Here is a 23,946-nt window from a genome sequence, read left to right on the forward strand (position 1 = left end):
AAAACGGATAAAATTTATGCATTTTACCCGTTAAGTTTATGATTAAAAATATATTTAATCAGCTATATAGTGATTTACATCCCTGAGTGAGATGGGGTTTGAGGCTGAGTTTGCATTTGCGGTTGAGACTGCATATCTTGTTACATCCGTGGCTGAGACTGCATTTGTGACTGTGGACGTGGAGGGGTAAAGCCTAATGCACATTTACCATTGATCTGAGTGCCATTAATGGTTGCAGAAGTTTCGCCGCCTGAACTACAAGATATATAAAGTTCGGGTTCATCGCCTTTGATATTGGTTGATGATGAAGGGAAGAACTGTTGCTGACAGGTACCATTCCAGATAATGCCGCGGTAAGCAAAACTTACAGGAGCACCCTCTGATTTACCTTTACAAACTTGCTGGTATTTTTGGGCATTATAAACCTTTTCGACTTTATCATTTGCTGAGGCTGCAAATGGAGCGAAACATAGACCGCAGAGCGCTGTTGCTAGGAAAATATTCTTATTCATCATGTATACCTTTGTTTGTAATGTGACCACTTTATAGATTAAAAACTAATCAATATTAAACAATATGAGTCGGGTAACTTTTTGAGTTTAGATGTTTAATTTATATAGTAAGTCTGCAAAGTTTAATTACATTGCTTTATTGGCTGGCAGGGTAAATTCCGAAGGATAAATTCAAGTGATTTTGTCAACTTTGGAAGGAAGTTTGCTATAATGTTCAGCTATCCTTTTTCTATCTCTCTATTTACCACTATGCACTATCCTAAAGTATACGATGTCATTGTTATCGGTGGCGGTCACGCAGGTACGGAAGCAGCACTGGCTGCAGCACGTATGGGTCGACAGACATTACTCTTAACTCATAACATTGAGACTTTAGGGCAGATGAGCTGTAACCCGGCCATTGGCGGGATCGGTAAATCACATTTAGTGCGTGAAATTGATGCCTTGGGCGGTGCGATGGCGCTGGCTGCCGATAAAGGCGGTATTCAATTTCGTATTCTGAATTCACGTAAAGGTGCAGCAGTACGTGCGACTCGTGCGCAGGCTGACCGTGTTCGTTATAAAGCGGCGATTCGTGAGACTTTAGAAAATCAAGCGAACCTAGATATCTTCCAGCAAGCAGCAGATGACCTGATTGTTGAAGGCGATACCGTGAAAGGTGTCGTGACCCAAATGGGTATTCGCTTTGATGCGAAAACTGTGGTGCTGACTGCGGGTACATTCTTAGGCGGTGTGATTCACATCGGTTTAAACAATGCTTCAGGTGGTCGTGCTGGTGATCCGCCGTCAATCTCTCTGGCGCACCGTTTACGTGAATTGAACTTGCCTGTTGGTCGTTTAAAAACGGGTACACCACCACGTATCGATGCGCGTTCAGTTGATTTCTCTGTAATGACTCCACAGCCGGGTGATTTCCCATCTCCGACCATGTCATTTATGGGTGATGTGTCTATGCACCCTGAACAGGTGAATTGCTATATTACACATACCAATGAACGTACCCATGAGATCATTCGCGGCGGTTTAGACCGTTCACCAATGTACACTGGTGTGATTGAGGGTGTAGGTCCACGTTATTGCCCATCGATTGAAGATAAAATTCATAAATTCGCGGATAAAGACTCACACCAAGTATTCCTTGAGCCTGAAGGCCTGGATACACATGAGCTTTATCCAAACGGTATTTCAACATCTTTACCATTTGACGTGCAGTTTGAACTGGTACGCTCAATCCGTGGTATGGAAAATGCACATATTCTTCGTCCGGGTTATGCGATTGAATACGATTACTTTAACCCGCAAGCGTTGAAATTCACTTTGGAAACCAAAGCGATCAATAACCTGTACTTTGCTGGTCAGATCAACGGTACGACAGGTTATGAAGAAGCGGGTGCACAGGGGCTGCTTGCAGGCTTGAACGCAGCACGCCGCGCTTGGGATCAGGAGCAATGGACACCAAAACGTGATGAAGCATACATGGGTGTACTGGTTGATGACTTGATCACTTTAGGTACTAAAGAACCGTACCGTATGTTCACGTCTCGTGCAGAATACCGTTTGATGCTACGTGAAGACAATGCGGATCAACGTTTAACACCAATCGGCCGTGAAATGGGCTTAGTTGATGACGAACGTTGGGCAGCTTATTGTGAAAAAATGGAAGCTGTAGAGAAAGAAACAGGTCGTTTGCAACATCTTTGGGCTGCACCAAACAACCCAATGGGTAAAAAATTCGTTGAGATGACAGGTGCGGATCTTTCTAAAGAATGTTCTGCGATTGATTTGCTGAAACGTCCAAACATTACCTTTGCTCAAATTGCTGAATTGACTGGTTCTGAAGTCTCTCAACAAGTGGGTGACCAGATTGAGATTGCAGTGAAATACGAAGGTTATATCAACCGTCAGCATCAAGACGTTGCGCAAATGAAACGTTTAGAGGAAACCAAGATTCCTGCTGATTTTGACTATGATGTTGTTTCAGGTCTTTCTCGCGAAATTACCTTGAAGCTGAAAGATATTCGTCCTGAAACACTGGCTCAGGCAAGCCGCATTCCAGGTGTAACACCAGCAGCGGTTCAACTGGTGATGATCACCATCCGTAAGAATGCTCAAGCGAAAAAATCTGCTTAAGATCATGAAGTAATAGAAAACCCGCTAAGTGCGGGTTTTTTATTGTGGAATAGAACTGTTTTTTTTAAATCTACCTCTCCCTGATCCTCCCCTAAAAGGAGAGGGAAAGATCTGTTTATAATAATTAGATTTCATATTCAATCGTTTGTTAAAATAATGAAGGTCCTAATTTTAGATATTAAAGATGCCATATCAACTTGTAGAACTCGACATCCAAGCCACCGATAATATTGCCTGCCCACATTGCCATCAAGAGATTATTAACTGGCAAGAAGAACAGTATGTTCAACCCTGTGAACATACCTTATTTATTGCCATGGATATCGGTTTTGAATACATTACCGATGAATTTGAGCAAACTATGCGAAAGACAGTAGATGAGCTGCATGCCAATGATGACATCGTCAACATGTTCGAAGAAATCACCACAAGTACTTATCCGAATTATCTGATTTTAAAATCGGATCTAGGCGCGGCGGGTTATTCACGATATATCGGTTTAACAGTGTAAGAATCTCATTACTATATATAAGCAATAAAAAAGCACCCTTAGGTGCTTTTTTAATTTCAGGCCTGGCCTTCGACTTCTTCTACTTCATCGTCATCCGCACTGTCCATGCCGAGTTCTTTCAGCTTACGAGTGAGTGTATTACGCCCCCAACCTAAAAGCTCCGCAGCATGACGCTTACGACCACGGGTTTGTTGTAGTGCAGCATTGATCAGAGTGCGTTCAAACATTGGTGTGGCTACATCTAACAGCTTCATTTCGCCGTTTTTCAGTTTCTGGATTGCCCATTGACCCAGTAATTCATCCCAGTGATGTGGCGCAATCTGATTCAGGTTTGGAATTGGAGCGCCCGGATCTTGCTGCTGAATTGGAATCTGTTTTAATTCAGGCGGCAGATCTTCTGGGTAAACTTCACGGCCTGTGATCATCACAGTTAGCCAGCGACAAGTATTTTCAAGCTGACGTACGTTCCCTTGCCAAGGTAGCTTTTGCATATATTCCTGAGTTTCAGGGCGCAAGATTTTAGGATTAACGCCTAATTCCTTACCGGCACGCGCCAGGAAGTGCTGCGCCAGCATTGGAATATCTTCAGAGCGATGCGCCAGTTTAGGAATATGAATACGGATTACGTTTAGACGGTGATATAAGTCTTCACGGAAGCGACCATCATGTACCAGCTTTTCCAAGTCCTGATGCGTTGCAGCTACAATACGTACATCAACTTTCACCGGGATGTGGCCACCGACACGGTAGAACTCGCCATCTGCCAAGACACGTAATAAGCGAGTCTGGGTTTCAAAAGGCATGTCGCCAATTTCATCCAGGAATAGCGTACCGCCGTTGGCCTGTTCAAAACGGCCTTGACGTTGCGTATTTGCACCGGTAAAAGCGCCTTTTTCATGACCAAACAATTCAGTCTCAATCAGGTCTTTTGGAATTGCAGCCATGTTTAGTGCAATAAATGGTTTATTACTACGAGGTGAATGGCGGTGTAGGGCATGCGCGACCAGTTCTTTACCTGTACCCGATTCACCATTAATCAGCACGGTAATATGTGATTGAGACAAACGACCAATCGCACGGAACACTTCCTGCATCGCAGGCGATTCACCAATGATCTCAGTTGACTGAATCGTTGGTGCAGATTTAGCAGATTCTTGCTGCTGTAATTTGGTGATATGCAAAATCGCACGATTAACCAGTGCTAATGCTTCATCAATATCAAATGGCTTTGGCAGGTATTCAAAAGCACCCGTTTGATAACTGGATACCGCCGATTCCAGATCTGAATGCGCCGTCATAATAATAACTGGCAGATCAGGATTGGTATTTTTTACTTTGCCTAAAAAGGTCAAACCATCAATACCCGGCATACGGATATCGGTCAGGATCACATCAGGTGCATCGACACCCAACTGATCAAGTGCTGACTGGGCTTCTTCAAAACTGGTGACGTCGAAACCTTCTTCTTTGAATGTTTTTTCTAGTACCCAACGCATGGCACGATCGTCATCAATCACCCATATTTTATTTCGCGACATGATCTGACTCCCAAGGTAAAAATAAGCTAAATACGGTTTTTCCTGGAACTGACTGGCATTCAATCATTCCGTTATGTTGGTGCATTATATTTTGAGCAATACTGAGGCCCAGGCCTGTTCCTTTGGCACGGCTGGTCACCAGCGGGTAGAAAACGGCTTCAATAATATCATCTGGTACACCCGGACCATTGTCTTCAATGTCGATGCGTACCACTGAGCGATGTATCACACCATTAATAGTGTATAAACGCTGAATCCGGGTTCTTAACACCAGTTCAGGTTGGTGCTCGACAAAGAAATCCTTGTTCTCGGTCATGGCCTGAACAGCATTCACGCAGATATTCAGCATGACCTGAATCAGTTGATCGCGGTCTGCCAAAACTTCTGGCAGGGACAAGTCATAGTCCCGGGTAATTTTAATTTTCTTTTTGGTCTGGTTCACAATCAGTGAGCGGACACGTTCCAGTGGTTCGTGCACATTGACCATTTCATAGCTTGGTAACTGGCGTGAACCCAGCATACTATCCGCCAGATTTCTCAGGCGATCCACTTCACTAATAATAATGTCAGTGAACTCTTTATATTTTGGATCTTCAAGGCTACGTGCCAGAAGCTGTGTTGCACCGCGGATGCCACCGAGCGGGTTCTTAATTTCATGCGCGACACCGCGAATCAGCTGACGCGCGACCTGATGCTGCTGAATATAGTTTTCTTCACGCGATATTTTCAGCATGCGGTCACGCTGATTCAGCTCGATCAGCAATAAAGGATGATTTGGCTTGCCCGCATTGAGCAGGGAAACCGTATAGTCCACATGAATGTCTTTAAAGTTGACGATGATCGTCGCCTCACGGCGAGTATAAGGTTGGCCAGTATGCAGCGTGTTATATAGAGATTCTTCAGTATTGAATTCATCTGTTGGCGCTTGCAGTATATTTAAGACCGGCGTGCCTGATGCGCGTAACAGGCTGACATCAAACATGGCCTCGCAGGCCGTATTTAAGTAATAAATATTCAGGTGACTATCAACCAGCATAATGGCAGTGGTCAGGTTGTCCACCAAAAGGCGATAATCGATGGAATGAGGCTGATCCATTAGCGGTGGTTTTCCTGTATTAAAATGGCGCAATGGCATCTTCATAAAGCAAAATAACAATTTCAAAGTTCAGATTTGAGGCAAATTAAGCAAGATGCACGCCAACTTTAGAACTCTTGTTAAAATTTTGCTGAAAAATGCACGAAATCTGACGGGGATGCCCAATCAAACTCAGGTATAACGGATTAAATTGAGGCTGTAAACCTAAAGTGATTCATTTTGGTGCATAAACTTTTATATTGAATATTTTATGGCGTTATTTTAGTGCGTGATGCAAAGAGTAGCCATTTCAACTATTTTTATGATGCGAAAAGACATACAATACGCGCATTCTAGTGGAGCGCAGATTCATGAAGTCCCCCAAAGTCGGTTTTGTATCTTTAGGTTGTCCTAAGGCATTGGTAGATTCTGAACGAATTTTAACTCAGTTAAAGACTGAAGGTTATGATGTCGCATCGGATTATGACGGTGCTGATTTAGTAGTAGTAAATACCTGTGGTTTTATTGAATCTGCAGTACAAGAGTCTTTAGATGCCATCGGTGAAGCGATGAGCGCGAATGGTCGTGTCATCGTAACAGGTTGTCTAGGAAAAGACGAAGATAAAATTCGCCAAATGCACCCGAATGTTCTGAAAGTGACAGGTGCAGCGGCATATGAAGAAGTGATGGATGCGGTACATGAGTATGTTCCTGAGCCGCCAAAATACAATCCATTTATTGATCTGGTGCCTGAGCAGGGTATCCGTTTAACCCCTAAACATTATGCATATCTGAAAATATCGGAAGGCTGTAACCACCGTTGTACCTTCTGCATCATTCCAAGCATGCGTGGTGATCTGGTTTCCCGTCCAGTCGGTTCTGTGCTTGAAGAAGCTGCAGCACTGAAACGTTCAGGTGTCAAAGAAGTACTCGTGATCTCCCAAGATACTTCTGCTTATGGTGTTGATACCAAATACAAACTGGACTTCTGGAACGGTCAGCCAGTTAAAACCAAATTCTATGATATGTGTGAAGCATTGGGTCAATTGGGCATCTGGGTGCGTCTGCACTATGTCTATCCATATCCACACGTAGATGCCGTGATCGATTTGATGGCTCAAGGCAAAATCCTGCCTTATCTGGATATTCCATTCCAGCATGCCAGCCCAAGAATCCTGAAGCTGATGAAACGTCCGGCGCACAGTGAAAATACACTGGAGCGTTTAAAAGTTTGGCGTGAAAAATGTCCTGACCTAGTCATCCGTTCTACATTTGTGGTGGGTTTCCCGGGCGAAACGGAAGAGGATTTCCAGATGCTTCTGGATTGGCTAAAAGAAGCGCAACTGGATCGCGTGGGCTGTTTTACTTATTCACCAGTTGAAGGCGCGACAGCGAATGATCTTCCAGACCATGTGCCGGAAGAGATCAAGCAGGAGCGTTATGAACGTTTCATGCAGGTTCAGCAGGAAATTTCAGCAGCGAAGCTACAAAAACGTATTGGCCAGAAAATGACGGTGCTAGTCGATGACCTGGAAGAAGAATTCCCGGTTGCTGTAGCGCGCTCATATGCGGATGCGCCTGAAATTGATGGTAATGTTTTTGTTGAAGATATCGACAAAAGTGTGATTAAGGCAGGGGATTTGCTTGAAGTCGAAATCACTGATGCAGATGAATATGATTTATTTGCCAAACTGATCTCAATCAAGTCTGCTTAAGATTTTGAATTAAAAGAATTTAGATTAAATAATTTGGAGTTTGATGATGTTGGATTCTAAAAAGCCACGATTTGGTCGCATCCTGCTAAAGCTATCTGGTGAAGCACTGGCAGGAAACAAGGACATGGGTATCGATGCACAAGTGCTCGATCAGATGTCACTTTCTATTGCGCATCTCGTGGGTTTGGGTGTACAAGTCGGTATCGTGGTGGGCGGCGGTAACCTGTACCGTGGTAGCCAGTTGCAAAAAGACGGTCTTGTTGGTCGTGTAACCGGTGACCAGATGGGTATGTTGGCGACTGTCATGAACGGTCTGGCATTACGTGATGCTTTGGTACGCCGTAATATCAAAACCCGTTTGATGTCTGCATTACCGATTGGTGCAGTGGTTGAATCTTATTCTAGCCGTGATGCGATTCGTCATCTGACTCAAGGTGAAGTGTGCGTATTTGTTGCGGGTACAGGTAATCCGTTCTTTACTACGGATACAGCAGCTTGTTTGCGTGGTATCGAGATTGAATCTGACCTGATCCTGAAAGCTACTAAGGTTGATGGCGTTTACAACAAAGATCCAAGCAAATACGAAGATGCCGTGAAATACGATACCTTGACATTTGATCAGGTGCTGGACGAGAAGTTGGGCGTCATGGATTTAACTGCGATCTGCTTATGTCGTGACCACAATGTGCCACTTCAAGTATTTGACATGAACAAATCTGGCGCATTGCTTTCAGTGGTGATGGGTGAAAAAGAAGGAACTCACGTCACCAATTAATGACGTGAGCTACAAAGCCCTTTATACTACCTCCTAATTTAGTAAATACATCTTTTAAGAATTAAGTAAGGAAGATCATATGATTAACGATCTTAAAAAAGACGCAGAAGAGCGTATGAACAAGTCTCTTGACTCGTTAGAACATGGTTTCGCAAAAGTTCGTACCGGACGTGCGCATCCATCAATTTTGAACGGCGTCATGGTTCCTTACTACGGCTCTGATGTGCCATTGAATCAGGTTGCAAACGTAGGCGTGGAAGATTCACGTACATTGCTGGTTCAACCATTTGAACGTTCAATGGTTGCTGCGATTGATAAGGCGATCCGTGAGTCTGATCTTGGTTTGAACCCGATTACTGCTGACGCGATCCGTGTACCAATGGCAGCGTTGACTGAAGAAACCCGTCGTGACATGCAGAAAGTTGCACGAAACGAAGCTGAAAATGCCAAAGTCGCGATTCGTAACATCCGTCGTGATGTATTGGGTGACATCAAAGCATTGTTGAAAGAAAAAGAAATTTCTGAAGATGATGAACGTCGTGCATCTGACGAAATTCAGAAAATCACAGACAAATTTGTTGCTGAAGTTGACAAGCGCTTGGCTGCGAAAGAAGCTGAATTGATGAAGGTTTAATTCATCAATGACCGCTTCTGAAGAAAATTCCCGTCTTCCAAAACATGTTGCCATCATCATGGATGGCAACAATCGTTTTGCCAAAAAAAATCAGATGCAGAAAGGCGATGGACACCGTGAAGGAAAAACGGTTCTAGACCCGATTGTTGAACATTGTAGAAAAAGAAATATCCAGGCTTTAACGGTCTTTGCATTCTCTAGCGAAAACTGGAACCGTCCCCAATATGAGGTCGACTTGCTCATGAAGTTGTTGGAAGACACGATTCATGAACAGTTACCACGTATGCAAAAATTTAATATTGCTTTACGTTTTATTGGTGATCGGTCGCGTTTATCTCCTGAATTGCAAGCATTGATGTTGCAAGCAGAACAAAGGACTGCTAATTTCGATAGTATGACGCTTACCATTGCAATCAGCTATGGTGGAATGTGGGACATGGCACAAGCTGCGAAGCAGATTGCTGCGGATGTTTTAATAAATAAATTAGATCTTGAAGCAATTGATACTGATGTGTTCGGTCAATATGTCAGTTTGAGTGACTTGCCGCCTGTTGATCTGCTGATTCGTACCGGTGGAGATTTCCGCCTGTCCAATTTCCTGCTCTGGCAGGCAGCATATGCAGAGCTGTATTTTACTGAGACCTTATGGCCAGAATTTACCGTAGAGGAATTCGATGATGCACTTGCTGTATTTGGTGGGCGCGAACGTCGTTTTGGTAAAACATCAGAGCAGATTCTTCAAGAAAGACTTGAGAATTAATACACATGTTTGAGCGGATTATAACCGCATTGGTGCTGGTTGCAGTCGTACTGAGCTGTATGTTTGCGACCAAATCACAATATCCAATGTTCGCATTGATGGTTGTGGCTGCCGGGGTGGCAGGCTATGAGTGGTTTAAACTCATGCCGCGAAAATGTAAAAATGTTATCAAGCCAGTGGCGTGGGGCTATGGTCTACTGACTGCAGCCCTATCTGCACTGGCTTTATACTATTGGGATGTGGCCTTATTATTGTGGTCGGCATCTATTCTGACCTGGTTGCTGAGTATCTACTGGGTTAAAACCTATCCTGATTATGATGGCTGGTACAATGTCAGCTTGCATGGCATCGGGATTGTACTGGTTTCTGCTGCTGTTACGGCAATCTTCTCGGTTTGGTTAAACTCCCCATGGTGGTTAATGTACCTGTTCCTGCTGGTTTGGGGTGCAGACAGTGGCGCTTACTTTGTTGGACGCAAATTCGGCAAGAAAAAACTCGCACCAAATGTCAGCCCAAACAAGTCGGTAGAAGGTCTATACGGTGGTATTCTTACCTCCATGCTCATCGTGGTTGCCGTCGCTTCACTTTATCTGGATATGACCTGGCCAGAGCTATGTCTGTTCCTGATTCTTTCTGTTATTACCGTATTTAGTTCAGTGCTAGGTGACCTGTTTGAATCCATGATCAAGCGTCGTGCTGGAATCAAGGATTCGGGCCGTATTTTGCCGGGTCATGGTGGTGTACTAGATCGTATTGATTCTTTGCTTGCTGCAGCTCCTATCTTTGCAACAGGCATATATGTTTTAAAACTTATTGGCGTAGATTTATAAATGTCACAAGCTGTTTGTATACTGGGTGCTACAGGTTCAATTGGTCAAAGTACTTTAAAAATTTTGCAGCAACATCCTGAAGCTTACTCGGTTTTCGCTGTGACAGCGCAAAGTCGTATTACTGAGCTGGCAGAAATCTGTCAGCAGTACCGTCCTAAAGTGGCTGTAGTGCCTGCAAATAAAGTTGATGAGCTTTCTCAGCTGCTACAAGTACAGGGCTTATCAGATATCGAAATTCTTCAGGACGAAGCAGGCTTAATTTCAGTCGCAGAGTATGCGGATGTTGATATCGTGATGGCAGCAATTGTCGGGGCGGCGGGCCTGCTTCCTACATTGGCTGCAGTCAAAGCGGGTAAGCGTGTCCTATTGGCCAATAAAGAAGCCTTGGTCATGTCCGGCGACATCATGATGCAAGCTGCGCGAGATTATGGTGCATTATTATTGCCAGTCGACTCTGAACATAATGCGATTTTCCAGTGCCTGCCTCAAAACTACTTTGATGCCGAACGTAATGGTCAACCTAAGCTCGGTGTTCATCAGATTTTACTGACTGCTTCTGGCGGTCCATTCCTGAATCATTCTCTTGAGCAATTGCATGATGTGACGCCTGCTCAAGCCTGCAAACATCCAAACTGGTCAATGGGGCAAAAGATTTCTGTAGATTCAGCTACTTTAATGAATAAAGGGCTGGAACTTATCGAAGCGTGTCATTTGTTTGCAGTTCAAGAACAATTTGTTACAGTTGTTGTCCATCCACAGAGTATTATTCATTCCATGGTGCAATATGTGGACGGGTCGACATTGGCACAAATGGGTAACCCGGATATGGGCACGCCAATTGCACATGCTTTGGCATGGCCACAACGGATCAGTACCCATATCCCGGCTCTGGATTTGTTTAAGCATTCACAGCTGAATTTCCAGGAACCGGATGTGGTGCGTTTTCCGGCACTGAAATTAGCACGTCAAGCCATGAAGAGTGGTGGAATTGCGCCTACAATTTTGAATGCGGCCAATGAAATTGCAGTTGCTGCATTTTTAAATCAGCAAATCAGATTTACCCAAATTCCTCAGGTGGTTGAAACTGTCCTGAATCAGATGGACAATCAACCAGCACATGATCTGGATACTATTCTGCATGCAGATCACACAGCACGAGGTTTATCACAGCAATATGTTGTGAATAAAGGAAGTTAAGACATGAACGCCTTGTTTATTATTGCAGCCGCAATCCTATTACTCGGTCCCTTAATTGCGATTCACGAGTTTGGTCACTACATTGTGGCACGTAAACTGGGCGTTAAAGTACTGGTCTATTCCATTGGTTTTGGGCCAACCCTCCTAAAATGGACTTCTAAAAAATCCGGTATCCAATATCAGCTTTCAGCTTTGCCTTTGGGTGGCTATGTCAAAATGCTAGACGAGCGTGAAGGCAGTGTGGCAGAAGAAGACTTGCCTAAAGCCTTTAACCGTCAGCATCCCTGGAAACGTATTGCCATCGTTGCTGCGGGTCCTCTCATTAACCTGCTTTTAGCCGTTGTCCTGTTTTGGGTGCTTTTTTTACCTGCACAAGAACAGCTTAATACTCGCGTAGGCAAGGTCTTACCAAACACACCGGCAGCCGCAGTACAGATGCAGCCGGGTGACAAGATTGTCGCTGTAGATGGTGCGCAAGTCGAAACTTGGGAAAAACTGAGTTATGCCTTGGTGGATCGTGTGGGTGAAACTGGTGTGGTCTCGATTCAGGCAGACCGTGCGGGTGAAAACAAGATATTCCAGTTACCAATTCAAGACTTTCTTAAAGATCAAAGTCAGTCACCTCTTGATACACTAGGTTTCTTGCCATATCGTCCGGAAATTCCGGCTGTGGTGAGCAAACTGAGTGAAGATGGTGCAGCCATTCGTCAGGGTCTTAAAGAAGGCGATAAGATTCTGGCCATTGATGGTGTACAGATGAAAGACTGGTTCGATGTGGTACAGGTTGTACAGGCATCACCAGAAAAATTACTTAAGATAGATGTATTGCGTGGTAACCAGGTGGTACATCTTCAAGTCATGCCGCAAGGCAAACGTGACAATATGGGGAATGTAACCGGTATGCTCGGAGTTCAAAGTGATCCGGGCAAGGTGACAATTCCTGCTGAATATAAACAGACGATTCACTATACGCCTGTTGAGGCGATGGTGATGGCCTTTGACAAGACAGCACATCTGTCTTCAATGATTTTGAACTCGATCGTCAAAATGGTACGTGGTCTGATTGGTCTGGATAATCTTTCTGGCCCGATTACCATTGCCAAAGTGGCGGGACAAAGCGCGGAAATGGGTTGGAAAACTTTTATTTCCTTTATGGCGCTAATGAGTGTAAGTTTAGGGATATTAAACTTATTGCCAATCCCAATGCTTGATGGCGGACATCTGGTTTATTATTTTATCGAATTAATTCGTGGTAAACCTGTTTCTGAACAAATACAATTGGTTGGATTAAAAATTGGTATGGTACTGCTCGGCAGTATGATGCTTTTGGCATTATTTAATGACTTTATGCGTTTATAATAACGTAAATGGAATAATTAACAGCGGAAAAGACTGGCATGCAGCACACACATTTATTTATGCCTTTGGCACTCGTTAGTGCAATGGCAGTAGCACAACAAGTATATGCGGCAGAAGACTTCATTGTACAAGATATAAAATTTGATGGATTGGTACGTTTAACTCCAGAAAATGTGTACGGCTTGGTGCCAATCAACAGTGGTGACCGGGTGAATGATCCGATCATTGCCAATGCGATTCGTAGCTTGTATGCATCTGGACTATTTGATGACATTAAAGCCGTTCAGCAGGGCAATACCTTGGTATTCCAGGTGGTAGAACGTCCGGTAATTTCAAAAATCGAGCTGAAAGGCAATAAGCTGATTCCGAAGGAAGCGCTGGAAGAAGGCCTGAAAAAAATGGGTCTGGCTGAAGGTGAGGTACTGAAGAAATCTGCACTGCAAACAGTCGAAACCGAGCTGGAACAGCAATATATGCAGCAAGGTCGTTATGATGCCGATATTACGGTAACAACGACACCGCGACCAAACAACCGCGTTGAAGTGCTGATCGATTTTGTTGAAGGTAAAGCCGCTAAAGTTTTTGATATCAATATTATAGGCAATACTGTCTTTAAAGAATCAGATATCAAACAGGCATTCGCTGTTAAAGAAAGTGGCTGGAGCTCGGTCATCTCGCGTAATGACCGTTATGCACGTGAAAAAATGGCTGCGAGCCTGGAAGCCTTACGTGCGATGTATCTGAACCGCGGTTACATCAACTTCAATATTACCAATTCAAGTCTGAACCTGAGTGAAGATAAAAAGAATGTCTTTATTGAAGTTTCAGTCAATGAAGGCGAACAGTTTAAGTTTGGACAAACCAAATTCCTGGGTGATGCGCTTTATAAACCTGAAGAGCTACAAGCTTTGCAGTTGTATAAAGAAGGCGACACCTACTCTCAGGAACGAGTGAATGCGGTTAAACAGTTATTGTTACGTAAATATGGTAATGCTGGCTATTATTATGCTGAAGTAAATGTTGTACCTCAAATCAATAATGAAACTAAACAGGTTGATCTGAACTACTATATTAATCCAGGTCAACAAGTGACTGTACGTCGGATCAATTTCACAGGTAATTCTAAAACTGCCGATGAGGTATTGCGTCGTGAAATGCGCCAGATGGAAAGTGCACTGGCAAGCAATGAGAAGATTGATCTGTCTAAAGTACGTTTAGAACGTACTGGTTTCTTCAAAACAGTTGATATCAAACCTGTTCGTATTCCAGGATCACCAGATCAAATTGATTTGAATGTGACAGTTGAAGAGCAGCATTCAGGTACAAGTACTCTAGCTGTTGGTTTCTCGCAAAGCGGTGGTGTAACGTTCCAGGCTGGATTAAGTCAGACTAACTTCCTGGGTACAGGGAACAGCGTTTCGATTGATCTGTCACGTTCTGAAACTCAAGATTATTATAACTTGAGTGTAATGGACCCGTACTTCACGATTGATGGTGTACGTCGCGGCTATAATATGTACTACCGTAAAACCAAGCTGGATGATGACTATAACGTAAACAACTATGTTACAGACAGCTTGGGTGGTGGTATCAACTTTGGTTATCCAATTGATGAGAACCAGAGTATAAGCCTGGGTCTGAATATAGACCAGACTGAAGTGACCACAGGGCCATATGTATCTACATATGTGGCTGACTATTTGGAACGTAATGGTGGTAAAGAAACCAAGCGTGGTGACTTCTGTCCAGGTCAGGTTGAATCTGCAACAGGCAACTGTGTAGATGCAAATGGTGCTCCACTTGATACTATTTCATATGGTCAAGAGTTTAAGGGTGATTTCTTGACCTATAACCTGAATCTGGGTTGGTCTTATAATACTTTGAACCGTCCAATGTTCCCGACCACAGGTATGTCACATCGTGTCAATGCAGAAATTGCTTTGCCAGGTAGCGATGTGGAATATCAAAAGCTCACTTATGACGCTCAGGCTTTCTTCCCATTAGGCAAAGATTTTGTTCTGCGTGGATATGGTAAGTTGGGCTATGGTAATGACTTGCCTTTCTATAAGAACTTCTATGCCGGTGGTTATGGTTCAGTACGTGGTTATGAAAACAGTACCTTAGGTCCTAAATATCCAGGCGTATATTTCTCTGACATCGGCCGAACTGATCCATCCCCAGAAGAAGTGGGCGGTAATGCTTTAGTTCAGTTTGGTACTGAGTTGGTTCTGCCTGTTCCATTTAAGGGAGATTGGGCGCGTCAGGTTCGTCCGGTACTCTTTGCTGAAGGTGCTCAAGTATTTGATACTCAGTGTGATGTATCTAATGATAATATTTTCGTGAATGGCAGCTCGGTGAGTGGTAAACAGTACTGTAAAGATAACTTTGGTTTCGATGCAGGCAATATGCGTTATAGCGTAGGTGCTGGTTTCACCTGGATTACCATGATTGGTCCATTATCACTGAGCTATGCATACCCGTTGAATGATAAAGACGGTGATGAAACTCAAAATGTTCAGTTCGAAATTGGACGTACTTTCTAAGAAGACTTTGATCTTAAATACAAATTTTGCTCATGAAGCCATCAGGTTTTGTGAGCAAAATTTTTTGAATGGGTAAAAACATGAAAAAAATGATGATGGCAATGGGTATTGCTTTAGCGGGTTTAACTTCATTGTCACATGCGGATGATTATGGGATCGTTGATCTGGAAAAAGTAGTACAAAACAGTACTTATTTAAAGCAGCAAAATGCCACTCTGGAAAATGAAATCAAGCCGCAAACTGCCCAGATTGCACAGTTTCAAAAAGACCTTGCTGCAATCAAGCAAAAAGGCCAGACTGCAAAAACACAGGCAGAACGTGAAAAAATAGCTAAAGAATTTGAAGGGAAAGCGACTCAACTGGCAGGTGTACAGCAACAGGTACAGGCAACTGTACAAACGCGCATGCAAAGTGTAAATAAGGCTTTTGAAGGGAATTTGAAGCGTGCTGCTGAACAATTGCGCCAAGAAAACAAGCTAGATGTGGTTTTAAATAAAAATTCCGTACTTGCTTATGACGCGAAGTATGATTTAACTGATAAAATGATTCAAAAGGTTAATGCAATTAAATAATCGATGAATCATCAAAAACTTCAGTTAGCTGACCTCGCTCGTCTTGTCCAAGGTGAGTATGTAGGTCAGGCGGATTTATGTTTGAGAGGTTTGGCAAGTCTTGAAAATGCAACCTCTCATGACCTTGCATTTGTCAATGCAGATAAATATCTGGAACAGGCAGCTCAGAGTAAGGCAGGTGCTTTAATTGTGACTGCTGAATTAAAAGAGCAGCTAATTTCCCAGCAGAACTTCATTGTCGTTGCCAATCCTTATCTGGCTTTTGCAATTCTGACTCACGTTTTTGAGAAAAAGCATACGACTCAGGGAATTGAAAGTACCGCACAAATTCATCCATCTGCCATCATTGCTGACAGCGCCTATATTGGCCATTATGCCGTCATTGGTGAGAATTGTGTGGTGGGTGAAAATACCATTATCCAGTCACACGTTCAGATTGACGACCAGGTTGAAATTGGTCGGGACTGTTTTATTGATGCACATGTGACTTTAACAGGTGCTACAAAAATTGGTAATCGTGTTCGTATCCATGCCAATACCGTGATTGGTAGTGAAGGTTTTGGTTTCGCACCTTATCAAGGTAAATGGCATCGGATTGCCCAGTTGGGTTCAGTCCGTATTGCAGATGATGTCCGGATCGGCTCAAACTGTAGTATTGACCGGGGTGCACTGGATGACACAATTCTGGAACAAGGTGTCATTATTGATAATCTTGTGCAAATCGCCCATAACGTCAAGATTGGTGAAAATACTGCGATTGCAGCCAAATGCGGGATTGCCGGTAGTACCACGATTGGCAAAAACTGTATTCTCGCGGGGGCCTGTGGGGTAGCAGGACACCTACATATCACCGATAATGTGACCTTGACAGGAATGTCAATGGTGACAAATAACATTACTGAAGAAGGTACTTATTCTTCAGGCATGGGATTGTTGCCAAATCAGCAATGGAAACGCACAGTGGTTCGCTTAAGACAATTAGCAGATGTGCCATTGACCCAGTTGGTAAAACGATTGGATCATATGCAATCTCAAATTGAGTCCATTGAATCAACATTTAAGTTGCGTAAATAATTATGATGACAGAGTCGAATTTGCCTACATTCACGAAGCCTGAATTGCCAATGAATATTCAAAAGATTCGTGAATATTTGCCCCATCGCTATCCATTTCTGCTGGTAGATCGCGTTGTCGATATTACCGAAAATGGCATTGTTGGTTATAAAAACGTCTCAATTAATGAAGAGTTTCTGCAAGGCCATTTTCCGAACTATCCAATCATGCCAGGCGTATTGATTGTCGAGGCATTAGCACAGATCTCAGGTATCCTTGGTTTTGTCAGGAATAATGAAACTCCAAAAGAAGGTTCATTATTCCTTTTTGCTGGCGCTGAAAAGGTTCGATTTAAAAAACAAGTGGTTGCTGGCGACCAATTAGTACTTAAATCTGAATTAGTGATGCAAAAACGTGGCATTTATAAATATAATTGTATTGCCACAGTAGATGGCATTGTCGCAACAACCGCGGAAATTATGGTTTCCCATCTGAAAGTCGAGCAGGCATGAGCAATAATCCCCTAATTCATCCAACTGCCATCATTGACGCATCTGCAGTAATTGCTGCAGATGTACAGATTGGCCCTTATTGTATTATTGGGCCAAATGTCACGATTGGTGCTGGTACCAAACTGCATTCACATGTCGTGGTAGGTGGTTTCACACGTATTGGTGAACATAATGAAATTTTTCAGTTCGCCAGTGTTGGTGAAGTCTGCCAAGATCTGAAATATGCAGGTGAGGAAACCTGGCTGGAAATTGGTGATTATAATAAGATTCGTGAACACTGCAGTCTGCACCGTGGTACGGTTCAGGACAAAGGTATTACCAAGATTGGCAGTCATAACCTGTTAATGGTAAATACGCATATTGCACATGACTGTATGGTTGGTGATCATAACATTTTTGCAAATAATGTCGGTGTGGCGGGTCACGTACACGTAGGCGATTATGTCGTGATTGGTGGTAACTCAGGTATTCACCAGTTCTGTAAAATTGACTCTTACAGCATGATTGGTGGTGCTTCACTGATTCTGAAAGATGTTCCTGCCTATGTGATGGTATCGGGTAACCCGGCCCATGCATTTGCCATGAATATTGAAGGCATGCGTCGTAAAGGCTGGTCAAAAGACGTGATTAATGGTTTACGTGAATCCTTTAAGCTGATTTATAAATCTGGCTTAACGACTCAGGAAGCTATTGAGAAAATCCGTAACGAGATTCTTCCAGAAGTTTCTGAAGCCCAACGTCTGATTGATTCACTTGAACAATCAAAGCGTGGCATTGTGCGTTAAGTTATAGAAGTGAAGTTGGAATTAAAAAAGACACCTGCATGGTGTCTTTTTTATTTTGAGGCTTTATATTTTACTTAAGAAATTTAACTTCTTCAGCTTTCGGATAGTTCTTGAGTAGTTTCGCTTTATATTGCGAAGCAAGAGTAGCATTCTTTTCTACATCCTTACTAATATTATAAAGCTGATAAACGGCAGTAGAGGCTTTTGCAGAATTCGGATAGCGGTCAACCACAATCAGATAATTCTTCTTTGCTTCATTAAAATTCGGTGGATCAATGGACAGGTTGAATTCGGCTAACCAGAAGTGAGCATTGCTGATATAGACGCTATTTGGGTTATTCTTGATGAAATTCTGCATGGGCGCAATGGCTTTAGCTGCACCACCATTTTTATAGGCATCCAGTGCAATAGTATAAGCCGCTTTTTCCTGCTCACTCGACTGTTGCGTTGTGGATGCCTGATTAGTCGCTACTGGAGCATTAGAGCTTAAACTGGGAGAAATATCCTGTTGGTTATCCTCCGCGGGAGTATCTTCAGCAGGTTCAATTTTTTGCTGCAACAGTTCAAGACGTTGATCCAGATCGGCATAGCGGTTGGTTAATTCGCTTTTTAATCTCTCGATCTCATTTTCTTGTTCTTCGATTTTTCCACGTAAACTGCGTAGATCATTTTCAAGCTGCTGGTTTTTTTGCATGAGCTGCCAACTGGTATTGGTCTGAGGTGCATCTGCACCTGTAGCAATGGCAGATTGAGAGCTGATATTATTTGATTGAGCACCTTGGCTGAGTCCACGTGATTCGATAGGAATCGCAGCAAAAAGAGAGGTTGTACAGAGTGCAGTGAGGGCACACAATACCTGTTTCTTAAACATCATATAAGTTCCATGATTTTTGGCGAGATTATGTATCCGCAGCTCATTTATTCTAAAAGAGATAACCCGTTTAATAGCTTCACATTTAAAACGGCATTTTTAGAAATTGCAACAAGGTTTTACAAAGATCATGTGAATTTCGATATTCATGAATTAATTGTGAAGAATATTAAAAAACCAGCATCTTGGGGCATATTGTTTTTAAAATAATCAAACGGATAGCTTATGCCGAAAATTTGAAATACAGCCCTTGCAACTTCAGTAAAAATCTCTATACTCTGTTTCTGTAATGGTAGCCCTGCCGGTTACTTCGCAATTGTACTCTATGAACCCCGCCAGGACCGGAAGGTAGCAACGGTAGTAGATCTATGATGTGCCGGAGCTTTGCTGGTAGGGTTGCCACCAGATTTATAATTATAAAATTTCTCTATTCTCTCTTTATTTTTAAATCTTAATCTTCATTATTTTCCCTTTCTTTAATGTTTACTTTTAAATTTCTATCTAATGCCACTTCCTTGGATACTTGAATTGTTTGGAACATTAAAATTCAATCATGAAAATAGATTATCTTAATTTGAGCTTTTGAAAGCTTTTTGCTGTTTGAGATTAATTGTAATAAGGGAAACTATTTAAGCAGGATGGCTAAGAGGAAAATAAAAAATAGCCTAAGCATATTTTTTCACAAATACAAAAGAATTAATCTTCGGCCTTGGCCTTGCGGCTGATCGCTTTCATGATCGCATCCATTTCAAAACCACGATACATTAGAAAACGGATCTGTTTGGCTTTAAGTTTTGGGTCTTTCGTCACTTCTGGACCATATTTTCTAAGCTTCAGTTCATAAGCCTGTTGTACCCAGTCCGTTTCTTTGAGTTCTTCACTGATCAGGGCAGTATCAATCTTTTTGCTTTTTAGCTTCATTTTAATCTGATTGGGGCCTTTGCCTTTACGCTTTTGGCTCGACAACATGATTTCAGCGACACGTTGATCACTTTGATAGTTTTCTCTAGATAGTTCTTCAACCAAAGTGACCACTTCATTGCGATCTTCTGCATAAAGTGCCAGTTTTTCGATGAGTTCAGCTTTGGAGTATTCCTTGCGAGTCAGTACAGCAAAGGCATAAGAACGCAAACGGGAGCCGGTTAGACCGGGTTTCTTTTGCTCTTTATTAGAGTTACCAAATAAGCTATCTTCCGGATCAAATTCTGGCAAAGCCTGTGACTCAACAGGTGCAGGAGTGACTGAATCTTCAGCATCACCAAACTGCTGTTTAATCGCATCATAGTCCAAAAGTTTGCTGAATTTTGCGTCTGACATATTGATCTCGATTAAAATATCTATTCCATAATAACAAAAACGCCCCTTAGGGCGCTCTGTTATGATGTTTAAGGATTATGCATCCAGAAAGTCTGCTGGTTCTTCTTCGTCTTTATCTTCGACTACTTTGCCTGTAGTAAGCAGTTGCTCACGGATCAGTTTTTCAATGGTATCCGCCAGCTCTTTGTGTTCTTCCAAGTAACGGATGGTATTGTTCTTACCTTGGCCAATCTTGTCACCTTGATATGAATACCATGCACCCGCTTTTTGAACGATTTCTTGCTGTACTGCAAGATCAATCAGTTCACCAAGATGGTTAACACCTTTACCATACAGAATCTGGAACAGAGCTTCTCTGAATGGAGGCGCCATTTTGTTTTTCACAACTTTGACTTTGGTTTCAGAACCTACAATCTCGTCGCCTTCTTTTACCTGACCGATACGGCGGATATCCAGACGTACAGAAGCATAGAATTTCAGTGCATTACCACCAGTAGTCGTTTCCGGGCTACCGAACATAACACCAATCTTCATACGGATCTGGTTAATGAAAATCACCATACAGTTTGAACGCTTGGCATTACCGGTAATTTTACGCAGTGCCTGGCTCATCAAACGTGCTTGCAGACCCATATGCGAGTCACCCATTTCGCCTTCAATCTCGGCGCGAGGCGTCAATGCAGCAACAGAGTCGACTACAATCAGGTCAATTGCGCCAGAGCGTACCAGCATGTCAGCGATTTCAAGTGCCTGTTCACCGTTGTCTGGCTGAGAAACCAGCAGGTTATCAATATCTACACCGAGTTTACGGGCATATTGAGGATCAAGTGCGTGCTCGGCATCGATGAATGCACATGTACCGCCAGCTTTTTGACATTCAGCAATTGCTTGTAATGTCATTGTGGTCTTACCTGAAGATTCAGGACCATAAATTTCGATAATACGGCCTTTCGGTAAACCACCAATACCGAGTGCAATATCAAGCGTTAAAGAACCCGTAGATACAGCTTCAACTGCTTGCACGGTATTGTCACCAAGACGCATCACTGTGTTTTTACCAAACTGTTTTTCAATCTGGCTTAAGGCAGCGTTGAGCGCCTTGTTTTTATTCTCATCCATCTTACAACCTCAATACGATGTCACAAACTTAGTACTCAAGTGGATGTCTTACATTAGAGCTTCGTTCCACAGGAATATAGTGACAGAAATTTCCCTTGTGTTCTATAAAATCCAGCAATGTTACGACACATGCTGACGCTTGAATTTAATCATCATTATATGACCAATGTTGATCAAAGTTCTGACTATTTTCATTCTTGAATCGACTGATGTCTCGACGATCTTTTTTGCTTGGTCGATGATCGGGACGCGCTAGATTATGCAACTTTCTTTGCGATGCAATCAATTCCCGGCGAGCGATACTGACTTCAGTTTCTTCATACAGTTTCTGTGCCACAGGTGCAGGACCACGAACATCAGAAAGTTCTTTTACAACTACGGTTTTTTTGTCGATACCTTGCTGAATCGTCAACTCCATACCCACACGGACTTCGCGAGATACTTTTACACGCTCACCATTATGATGGACTTTACCGCCCTCAATAGCATTCTTGGCAATGGAACGGGTTTTAAAAAAACGTGCCGCCCACAGCCATTTATCTATACGCATGCCTACCGCATCTTCGGGTAAAGACGATTTACGCATATTGCTTGTTTACCTCAGACTGATTTAAATGAGTGATTAAATCTGTTAATTGGTGCAGCATCGGGTAATTGCAAGTCTGGCGCGCAACTTTACTGGAAGATGGTTGCTGGATGCAGAACAGGTTCTGGATGCCATAAGCCTTGGCGCCATTCAGGACTTTTTCGGTATCATCAATAAAATAGACCTGCTCAGGATCAAAGGAATGCAGGGCATTCAGGCCTTGCCAGAATTCTACAAATTCTTTGGCATGCCCAATGCTTTCCGAGCTGACAATGACATTAAAATAATTTTTGAGATTGAGATGTTCCAGTTTAAAGGCTAGACCGGCACAGTCGGCATTGGTGGCAAGCCAGATCGGATAGCCATTATTTTTAAGATAATCGAGTAATTCGAGGCAATAAGGGCGTAAGCTAACTTTATCTTTATGCTCAATTTGCATGGCCAGAACATCGACTTCGACTTTAGCTGTCCAGAAGCGAGAAGAGTACCAGTTTAGGGTATGATTATGTTGCTGATAGAATGCATAAAGCGTTTCGCGGCTCTGTTTCAGACTACAGCCATGTGTTTCGGCATAACGGATCGGTAATAACTCGTTCCAGATGAAATCATCGTAGGCAAGATCAAGTAAAGTTCCGTCCATATCAAAAATGACAGGCGGTTTTTCTGAGCAATTCGACATATAAGGTTTTCTATGTTTAAAGCGACAATAGCACCACAAGATCCGATGATTTTGCAGTTTGTGCCCATTTTGACACAGGCTTGTGAAATTTTGCGAGAAGAATATCAGCGTTATTGTTCAGGTGCTGCGTTTGATATTGTCAAGAAAAGTGATGATTCTCCTGTGACCCAGGCAGACTATCGGGTGAATAGTTATTTAACCCAGGCTTTGGCAGAAATTTCAGAATTACCTTTACTGTCAGAAGAGGGGCAGCAGGATCAACGCCATGCCTGGACAGATTTCTGGTTACTTGATCCTCTGGATGGCACCAAAGAGTTTCTGCACCAGCGCCCAGAATTCACGATTAATCTCAGTCTGGTTAGAGGTAGTTTAACCACTTTTGCTATTCTGGCAGTTCCTGCAAAGCAGCTAATTTATTTCTGTCCTGAACAGGGCCTGCCAATTAAATACGATATTCTGAATCAGGTATGGTTTGGCTATCAGTCAGCTACCGCTCATCAGGATGTCTTTATCGGTCTGAGTCAGAGCAGCCAGCAAAAACCAAAATATGTCGAGTATTTGCAAAGTCTAGCTAAACTTAGCGCGTACACCGAGTTCAAGGCAGGAAGTGCTTATAAATTCTGCATGATCCTTGAAGACCGGGTAGATATTTATCCTCGTTTTCATCCAACCTCGGAATGGGATACCAGTGCCGGTCAATGCATGCTCGAGCGGATTGGTGGAGGGTTGGTTGATCTTGAAGGTCGGCCATTCATCTACAACCAGCGCAAGACCTTACTGAATGGCGGATTTATCGCCTATAAGAATGAAGCCATGAAAGCACTGGCCTTACAGGCACTGGCGGACATGCAAGACAATGATTGAGCTCATAGC

Annotated in this window: 23 protein-coding genes and 1 other RNA gene; 16 read left to right on the top strand and 8 right to left on the bottom strand. The window is 43.0% G+C overall.

Annotated features, from left to right (window positions below):
- Nucleotides 1–140 precede the first annotated feature (140 nt).
- Nucleotides 141–512 carry a hypothetical protein gene (locus tag F897_RS09150; RefSeq protein WP_034580932.1) on the bottom strand — a complete coding sequence of 124 codons (372 nt, stop codon included), beginning with the start codon at nucleotides 510–512 and terminating at the stop codon, nucleotides 141–143.
- A 249-nt stretch (nucleotides 513–761) separates the two neighbouring features.
- Here F897_RS09150 and mnmG point away from each other — a divergent pair, with 249 nt between their 5' ends.
- Together mnmG and F897_RS09160 are read left to right on the top strand one after the other, a co-directional pair.
- Nucleotides 762–2,642: a tRNA uridine-5-carboxymethylaminomethyl(34) synthesis enzyme MnmG gene (mnmG, locus tag F897_RS09155; protein ID WP_034581157.1), complete on the top strand. Its 1,881-nt coding sequence runs from the start codon at nucleotides 762–764 to the stop codon at nucleotides 2,640–2,642.
- 184 nt (nucleotides 2,643–2,826) lie between these two features.
- On the top strand, nucleotides 2,827–3,153 hold the full coding sequence (locus F897_RS09160) for a hypothetical protein (protein ID WP_004786177.1): 327 nt from the start codon (nucleotides 2,827–2,829) through the stop codon (nucleotides 3,151–3,153).
- Nucleotides 3,154–3,209: 56 nt separating this feature from the next.
- Here F897_RS09160 and glnG read toward each other — a convergent pair whose 3' ends face one another.
- Together glnG and glnL are read right to left on the bottom strand one after the other, a co-directional pair.
- The gene (glnG, locus tag F897_RS09165) at nucleotides 3,210–4,691 is read right to left on the bottom strand and encodes a nitrogen regulation protein NR(I) (RefSeq protein WP_005235270.1); all 1,482 of its coding nucleotides are present in this window, start codon (nucleotides 4,689–4,691) and stop codon (nucleotides 3,210–3,212) included.
- Nucleotides 4,678–5,787, bottom strand: coding sequence for a nitrogen regulation protein NR(II) (gene glnL, locus F897_RS09170; protein ID WP_005235272.1), 1,110 nt, complete (start codon nucleotides 5,785–5,787; stop codon nucleotides 4,678–4,680). The genes glnG and glnL overlap by 14 nt, the downstream gene beginning before the upstream one ends.
- Nucleotides 5,788–6,137: 350 nt before the next feature.
- On the opposite strand from glnL, the gene rimO reads away from it, so the two are divergent.
- The 12 genes from rimO (at nucleotide 6,138) to lpxA (ending at nucleotide 18,501) form a co-directional block, all read left to right on the top strand.
- Nucleotides 6,138–7,481 carry a 30S ribosomal protein S12 methylthiotransferase RimO gene (gene rimO / locus F897_RS09175; protein WP_005235275.1) on the top strand — a complete coding sequence of 448 codons (1,344 nt, stop codon included), beginning with the start codon at nucleotides 6,138–6,140 and terminating at the stop codon, nucleotides 7,479–7,481.
- 46 nt (nucleotides 7,482–7,527) lie between these two features.
- The gene (gene pyrH, locus F897_RS09180; RefSeq protein ID WP_004786170.1) at nucleotides 7,528–8,256 is read left to right on the top strand and encodes a UMP kinase; all 729 of its coding nucleotides are present in this window, start codon (nucleotides 7,528–7,530) and stop codon (nucleotides 8,254–8,256) included.
- Nucleotides 8,257–8,335: 79 nt separating this feature from the next.
- Entirely contained in the window at nucleotides 8,336–8,890 is a 555-nt protein-coding gene (gene frr / locus F897_RS09185; protein WP_005235283.1) for a ribosome recycling factor, read from the top strand.
- 7 nt (nucleotides 8,891–8,897) lie between these two features.
- Entirely contained in the window at nucleotides 8,898–9,650 is a 753-nt protein-coding gene (gene uppS, locus F897_RS09190) for a polyprenyl diphosphate synthase (RefSeq protein WP_005235285.1), read from the top strand.
- A 5-nt stretch (nucleotides 9,651–9,655) separates the two neighbouring features.
- The gene (locus tag F897_RS09195; RefSeq protein WP_004786167.1) at nucleotides 9,656–10,480 is read left to right on the top strand and encodes a phosphatidate cytidylyltransferase; all 825 of its coding nucleotides are present in this window, start codon (nucleotides 9,656–9,658) and stop codon (nucleotides 10,478–10,480) included.
- Nucleotides 10,481–11,677 (top strand): 1-deoxy-D-xylulose-5-phosphate reductoisomerase, encoded by a 1,197-nt coding sequence (gene ispC / locus F897_RS09200; RefSeq protein ID WP_005235287.1) that lies wholly within the window; start codon nucleotides 10,481–10,483, stop codon nucleotides 11,675–11,677.
- 3 nt (nucleotides 11,678–11,680) lie between these two features.
- The gene (rseP, locus tag F897_RS09205) at nucleotides 11,681–13,036 is read left to right on the top strand and encodes an RIP metalloprotease RseP (protein WP_005235289.1); all 1,356 of its coding nucleotides are present in this window, start codon (nucleotides 11,681–11,683) and stop codon (nucleotides 13,034–13,036) included.
- A gap of 83 nt (nucleotides 13,037–13,119) precedes the next feature.
- Nucleotides 13,120–15,579 (top strand): outer membrane protein assembly factor BamA, encoded by a 2,460-nt coding sequence (gene bamA / locus F897_RS09210; RefSeq protein WP_420864483.1) that lies wholly within the window; start codon nucleotides 13,120–13,122, stop codon nucleotides 15,577–15,579.
- Between the two features lie 80 nt (nucleotides 15,580–15,659).
- On the top strand, nucleotides 15,660–16,151 hold the full coding sequence (locus F897_RS09215; RefSeq protein WP_034581159.1) for an OmpH/Skp family outer membrane protein: 492 nt from the start codon (nucleotides 15,660–15,662) through the stop codon (nucleotides 16,149–16,151).
- A 3-nt stretch (nucleotides 16,152–16,154) separates the two neighbouring features.
- Nucleotides 16,155–17,225: a UDP-3-O-(3-hydroxymyristoyl)glucosamine N-acyltransferase gene (gene lpxD, locus F897_RS09220; RefSeq protein WP_005235295.1), complete on the top strand. Its 1,071-nt coding sequence runs from the start codon at nucleotides 16,155–16,157 to the stop codon at nucleotides 17,223–17,225.
- 5 nt (nucleotides 17,226–17,230) lie between these two features.
- Nucleotides 17,231–17,716 (top strand): 3-hydroxyacyl-ACP dehydratase FabZ, encoded by a 486-nt coding sequence (gene fabZ, locus F897_RS09225; protein ID WP_164071350.1) that lies wholly within the window; start codon nucleotides 17,231–17,233, stop codon nucleotides 17,714–17,716.
- The gene (lpxA, locus tag F897_RS09230) at nucleotides 17,713–18,501 is read left to right on the top strand and encodes an acyl-ACP--UDP-N-acetylglucosamine O-acyltransferase (protein ID WP_005235299.1); all 789 of its coding nucleotides are present in this window, start codon (nucleotides 17,713–17,715) and stop codon (nucleotides 18,499–18,501) included. Before fabZ ends, lpxA begins: the two co-directional genes overlap by 4 nt.
- Nucleotides 18,502–18,571: 70 nt before the next feature.
- Here the strand turns inward: lpxA and F897_RS09235 are convergent, their stop codons facing one another.
- Nucleotides 18,572–19,375, bottom strand: coding sequence for a YbgF trimerization domain-containing protein (locus tag F897_RS09235; protein ID WP_005235301.1), 804 nt, complete (start codon nucleotides 19,373–19,375; stop codon nucleotides 18,572–18,574).
- Nucleotides 19,376–19,671: 296 nt separating this feature from the next.
- Here F897_RS09235 and ffs point away from each other — a divergent pair.
- An RNA gene (gene ffs, locus F897_RS17075) (signal recognition particle sRNA small type) lies at nucleotides 19,672–19,768 on the top strand.
- Between the two features lie 300 nt (nucleotides 19,769–20,068).
- Here ffs and F897_RS09245 read toward each other — a convergent pair.
- The 4 genes from F897_RS09245 to F897_RS09260 form a co-directional block, all read right to left on the bottom strand.
- A complete protein-coding gene (locus tag F897_RS09245; RefSeq protein WP_005235303.1) occupies nucleotides 20,069–20,689 on the bottom strand; it encodes a regulatory protein RecX in 621 nt (206 codons plus the stop codon).
- Nucleotides 20,690–20,764: 75 nt separating this feature from the next.
- Nucleotides 20,765–21,808: a recombinase RecA gene (gene recA, locus F897_RS09250; protein WP_004786150.1), complete on the bottom strand. Its 1,044-nt coding sequence runs from the start codon at nucleotides 21,806–21,808 to the stop codon at nucleotides 20,765–20,767.
- Between the two features lie 145 nt (nucleotides 21,809–21,953).
- The gene (locus tag F897_RS09255; RefSeq protein ID WP_004786147.1) at nucleotides 21,954–22,394 is read right to left on the bottom strand and encodes an RNA-binding S4 domain-containing protein; all 441 of its coding nucleotides are present in this window, start codon (nucleotides 22,392–22,394) and stop codon (nucleotides 21,954–21,956) included.
- Entirely contained in the window at nucleotides 22,387–23,073 is a 687-nt protein-coding gene (locus F897_RS09260) for an HAD hydrolase-like protein (RefSeq protein ID WP_005235305.1), read from the bottom strand. The genes F897_RS09255 and F897_RS09260 overlap by 8 nt, the downstream gene beginning before the upstream one ends.
- Nucleotides 23,074–23,085: 12 nt before the next feature.
- Here F897_RS09260 and F897_RS09265 point away from each other — a divergent pair, with 12 nt between their 5' ends.
- Complete coding sequence (locus F897_RS09265) at nucleotides 23,086–23,937, top strand: 3'(2'),5'-bisphosphate nucleotidase CysQ family protein (protein WP_005235306.1); 852 nt, start codon at nucleotides 23,086–23,088, stop codon at nucleotides 23,935–23,937.
- Nucleotides 23,938–23,946: the final 9 nt, after the last annotated feature.

Origin of the sequence: Acinetobacter variabilis, from assembly GCF_000369625.1 — a bacterium.
Taxonomy (GTDB): Bacteria; Pseudomonadota; Gammaproteobacteria; order Pseudomonadales; family Moraxellaceae; genus Acinetobacter; species Acinetobacter variabilis.

Excerpts from the sequence above, each read along its gene's own strand:
- F897_RS09150 (WP_034580932.1), bottom strand. The coding sequence starts at position 512 with ATGAATAAGAATATTTTCCTAGCAACAGCGCTCTGCGGTCTATGTTTC.
- mnmG (WP_034581157.1), top strand. The coding sequence starts at position 762 with ATGCACTATCCTAAAGTATACGATGTCATTGTTATCGGTGGCGGTCAC.
- F897_RS09160 (WP_004786177.1), top strand. The coding sequence starts at position 2,827 with ATGCCATATCAACTTGTAGAACTCGACATCCAAGCCACCGATAATATT.
- glnG (WP_005235270.1), bottom strand. The coding sequence starts at position 4,691 with ATGTCGCGAAATAAAATATGGGTGATTGATGACGATCGTGCCATGCGT.
- glnL (WP_005235272.1), bottom strand. The coding sequence starts at position 5,787 with ATGGATCAGCCTCATTCCATCGATTATCGCCTTTTGGTGGACAACCTG.
- rimO (WP_005235275.1), top strand. The coding sequence starts at position 6,138 with ATGAAGTCCCCCAAAGTCGGTTTTGTATCTTTAGGTTGTCCTAAGGCA.
- pyrH (WP_004786170.1), top strand. The coding sequence starts at position 7,528 with ATGTTGGATTCTAAAAAGCCACGATTTGGTCGCATCCTGCTAAAGCTA.
- frr (WP_005235283.1), top strand. The coding sequence starts at position 8,336 with ATGATTAACGATCTTAAAAAAGACGCAGAAGAGCGTATGAACAAGTCT.
- uppS (WP_005235285.1), top strand. The coding sequence starts at position 8,898 with ATGACCGCTTCTGAAGAAAATTCCCGTCTTCCAAAACATGTTGCCATC.
- F897_RS09195 (WP_004786167.1), top strand. The coding sequence starts at position 9,656 with ATGTTTGAGCGGATTATAACCGCATTGGTGCTGGTTGCAGTCGTACTG.
- ispC (WP_005235287.1), top strand. The coding sequence starts at position 10,481 with ATGTCACAAGCTGTTTGTATACTGGGTGCTACAGGTTCAATTGGTCAA.
- rseP (WP_005235289.1), top strand. The coding sequence starts at position 11,681 with ATGAACGCCTTGTTTATTATTGCAGCCGCAATCCTATTACTCGGTCCC.
- bamA (WP_420864483.1), top strand. The coding sequence starts at position 13,120 with ATGGCAGTAGCACAACAAGTATATGCGGCAGAAGACTTCATTGTACAA.
- F897_RS09215 (WP_034581159.1), top strand. The coding sequence starts at position 15,660 with ATGAAAAAAATGATGATGGCAATGGGTATTGCTTTAGCGGGTTTAACT.
- lpxD (WP_005235295.1), top strand. The coding sequence starts at position 16,155 with ATGAATCATCAAAAACTTCAGTTAGCTGACCTCGCTCGTCTTGTCCAA.
- fabZ (WP_164071350.1), top strand. The coding sequence starts at position 17,231 with ATGACAGAGTCGAATTTGCCTACATTCACGAAGCCTGAATTGCCAATG.
- lpxA (WP_005235299.1), top strand. The coding sequence starts at position 17,713 with ATGAGCAATAATCCCCTAATTCATCCAACTGCCATCATTGACGCATCT.
- F897_RS09235 (WP_005235301.1), bottom strand. The coding sequence starts at position 19,375 with ATGATGTTTAAGAAACAGGTATTGTGTGCCCTCACTGCACTCTGTACA.
- F897_RS09245 (WP_005235303.1), bottom strand. The coding sequence starts at position 20,689 with ATGTCAGACGCAAAATTCAGCAAACTTTTGGACTATGATGCGATTAAA.
- recA (WP_004786150.1), bottom strand. The coding sequence starts at position 21,808 with ATGGATGAGAATAAAAACAAGGCGCTCAACGCTGCCTTAAGCCAGATT.
- F897_RS09255 (WP_004786147.1), bottom strand. The coding sequence starts at position 22,394 with ATGCGTAAATCGTCTTTACCCGAAGATGCGGTAGGCATGCGTATAGAT.
- F897_RS09260 (WP_005235305.1), bottom strand. The coding sequence starts at position 23,073 with ATGTCGAATTGCTCAGAAAAACCGCCTGTCATTTTTGATATGGACGGA.
- F897_RS09265 (WP_005235306.1), top strand. The coding sequence starts at position 23,086 with ATGTTTAAAGCGACAATAGCACCACAAGATCCGATGATTTTGCAGTTT.